Consider the following 3,324-nt stretch of genomic DNA (forward strand, 5'->3'; position numbering starts at 1 on the left):
AGGCCCGCGGTGGTGACGTCGGTCCGGGTGGTGGCCTCGAGCCAGTACCGGGTGCGTTGGAAGGCATAGGTCGGCAGATCGATCCGCCGCCCACCGGCGAGGTAGCCACTCCAGTCCACGTCCGAACCGTTGGCGTGCGCCGCCGCGAGCGCGGTGAGAAGGGTCCGCTCCTCCTGGTGACCGTTACGGAGCATGGAGGCGGTGGAGAGGCCGGGGGCGTCCAGGCCGCCACGGACCATCGCGGTGAGGACCGGGTCGGGGCCGAGTTCGAGGTAGGTGGTGATCCCCTGGTTGTGGAGGGTGGTGAGGCCGTCGTGGAAACGGACCGCGCCACGGATGTGACGGGCCCAGTAGGCAGGATCCGTCAGCTCCTCGGCCGTCGCGATCAGACCGGTGACGTTGGAGACGATCGGAATCGAGGGCGGGTTGAAGGTAAGGGTGGCAGCGATGGCTCGGAACTCGTCCAGGACGCTGTCCATGTGCGGCGAGTGGAAGGCGTGGCTGACCGTGAGCCGCTTGACCTTCACACCTGCGGCCCGGAAATGCTCCGCGACCGTCTCGACCGCGTCCTCGTCACCCGAGATGACCACGGCCGAAGGCCCGTTCACCGCAGCCAGATCGACGCCTTCGCCGAGGAGCGGGGTGACATCGGCTTCGGGGGCAGCGATGGCGAGCATCGCCCCGCCAGCCCGTGCGGCCTGCATCAGCCGGCCCCGCGCCGCGACCAGCACACACGCGTCCGCCAGCGAGAGGACACCGGCCGCGTGGGCGGCGGCCAGCTCACCGACCGAGTGCCCGATCAACGCATCCGGCCGCACCCCGGCCGCCTCCGCGACTCGGAACAACCCCGTCTCCACCGCGAACAACGCCGCTTGCGTGAACCGCGTCTGATCCAACAACCCGTCCGGATCGCTGAACACCACATCCTTCAACGACCGACCCAAATGCCCGTCCAGCTCCGCACACACCGCATCGAACGCAGCCGCGAAGACCGGCGAGGCCGCATACAGCTCACGCCCCATCCCCACCCGCTGGCTCCCCTGCCCGGTGAACAGGAACGCCGTCCCACCGGCCCCGGCAACCCCAGGGGTGATGGACTCCAACCCGGCCAGCAGCTCCGCCCGGTCCGCACCCACCACCACCGCACGATGCTCGAACACCGCACGCGTGCTCGCCAACGAGAACCCCACGTCCACCGGGTCCAGAGCCCCATCAGCGGCCACGAACTCCCGCAGCCGCACGGCCTGTTCACGCAGCCCGGCCTCCGTACGGGCCGACAGGACCCACGGCACCGGACCCGTCGCGCCCCGCTCCGGAGCCGTGGACCCGGTGCTCACGCCGGGTTCCTCGATGACCACGTGCGCGTTGGTTCCGCTGATGCCGAAGGACGACACCGCCGCCCGCCGGAGACGGGCCTCGTCCCGCGTCCACTCCTGCTCCTGCGTCAGCAGCCGCACCGCGCCCGCCGACCAGTCCACGTGTGAGGTGGGCTCGTCCACGTGCAGCGTGCGCGGCAGCACGCCCGCCCGCATCGCCATCACCATCTTGATGACGCCGCCGACGCCAGCTGCGGCGAGCGTGTGTCCGATGTTCGACTTGAGCGAGCCGAGCCACAGCGGACGATCCTCCGACCGCTCCTGCCCGTACGTCGCGATCAACGCCTGCGCCTCGATCGGATCACCCAGCTTCGTACCCGTACCGTGCGCCTCCACCACGTCCACATCGGCCGCCGACAACCGCGCCGAAGCCAACGCCTGCCGGATCACCCGCTGCTGCGCAGGACCGTTCGGCGCCGTCAGACCATTGCTCGCACCGTCCTGATTCACCGCGCTACCGCGCACCACCGCAAGCACCGGATGACCAAGGCGCTCCGCATCCGACAACCGCTCCACCAGCAGCATGCCGACGCCCTCGCCCCAGCCCGTGCCGTTGGCGGATTCCGAGAAGGCCTTGCAGCGGCCGTCAGGGGACAGGGCCCGCTGGCGGCTGAACTCGATGAAGTTGACCGGGCCCGCCATGACGGTGGCTCCGCCCACCAGGGCGAGCGAGCACTCGCCCTGGCGCAGGGCCTGCGCCGCGAGGTGCAACGCCACCAGGGAGGACGAGCAGGCCGTGTCCACGGTCAGGGCCGGACCCTCGAGGCCCAGGGTGTAGGCGATCCGACCCGAGGCGATGCTGGTGGTCGTGCCGGTGGAGACGTATCCCTCGATGCCGTCGGGGAGTTGGCCGAGGCGGGTGATGTAGTCACCCGTGATCACGCCCGCGAAGACGCCGGTGTCGCTGCCGCGCAGGGACTCCGGGTCGATCCCGGCCCGTTCGAACGTCTCCCAGGCGGTCTCCAGCAGCAGCCGTTGCTGCGGGTCCATCGCCAGCGCCTCGCGCGGACTGATCCCGAAGAACTCCGCGTCGAAGCGCGGGGCGTCGTAGAGGAAGCCGCCCTCCCGCGTGTACGAGTGGCCCGTGGCCTCCGGGTCGGCGTCGTAGAGGGACTCGTCCCAGCCGCGGTCCGCGGGGAACTCCCCCACCGTGTCCACGCCGTCGGCCAGGATCCGCCAGAGCACCTCGGGCGTGTTCGCCCCGCCCGGGAAGCGGCAGGCCATGCCGACGATGACGATCGGGTCCCCGTCCGTGTCGGAGGGGGTGGCCGGCCGTGCCGCCGCGGCCGCCGACGCGGGGGGCGCCACGCCGACCAGTCCCTCCCGCAAGTGCGTGGCGAGCGCGGCCGGGGTGGGGTGGTCGAAGATCAGGGTCGGCGAGAGCCTGCGTCCGGTGGCGGAGCCGAGCCGGTTGCGCAGCTCGACGGCGGACAGCGAGTCGAAGCCGAGGGTCTTGAAGGTGCGTCCGGGGTCGAGGCTCTCGGCGCCGTTGCGGCCGAGCACCGCGTCCACCTCCGTACGGACGAGGTCCAGCAGCGTCTGCTGCTGCGCCACCTCGTCCAGTCCGGCCAGCCTCTCGGCCAGGGTCCGCTCGCCCGCGGCCGCGCGGACCGCTGCGGCGGGGCGGCGTACGGGCCCCCGCAGCAGGCCGCCGAGCAGCGCGGGCAGCGTTCCCTGGTCGGCCCGGGTGCGCAGGGCCGGGGTGTTGACGGCCACCGGGACCAGCGCGGGCCGGTGGTGGCCCAGGGCCGCGTCGAATGCGGCGAGGCCCTGCTCGCCACTGATCGGCGCGATACCGGTGGCCGCCATCCGCTCCAGCTCGGCGGCGCCGAGCGTGTCCCCCATGCCGCTCGTCCAGAGTCCCCAGGCGAGGGAGGTGGCGGGGAGGCCTTGGGTGTGGCGGTGGTGGGCGAGGGCGTCGAGGAAGGTGTTGGCGGCGGCGTAGTTG

At 72.0% G+C, this 3,324-nt stretch carries 1 protein-coding gene; it reads right to left on the reverse strand.

Features of this window, described 5'->3' with window-relative positions:
- Window positions 1-3,324 (reverse strand): beta-ketoacyl synthase N-terminal-like domain-containing protein (locus tag ACFWAR_RS39260; protein WP_385788491.1); only part of this gene is annotated, 3,324 nt, incomplete at both ends.

The sequence above is a fragment of the Streptomyces sp. NPDC059917 genome (genome assembly GCF_042730635.1).
GTDB lineage: Bacteria > Actinomycetota > Actinomycetes > Streptomycetales > Streptomycetaceae > Streptomyces.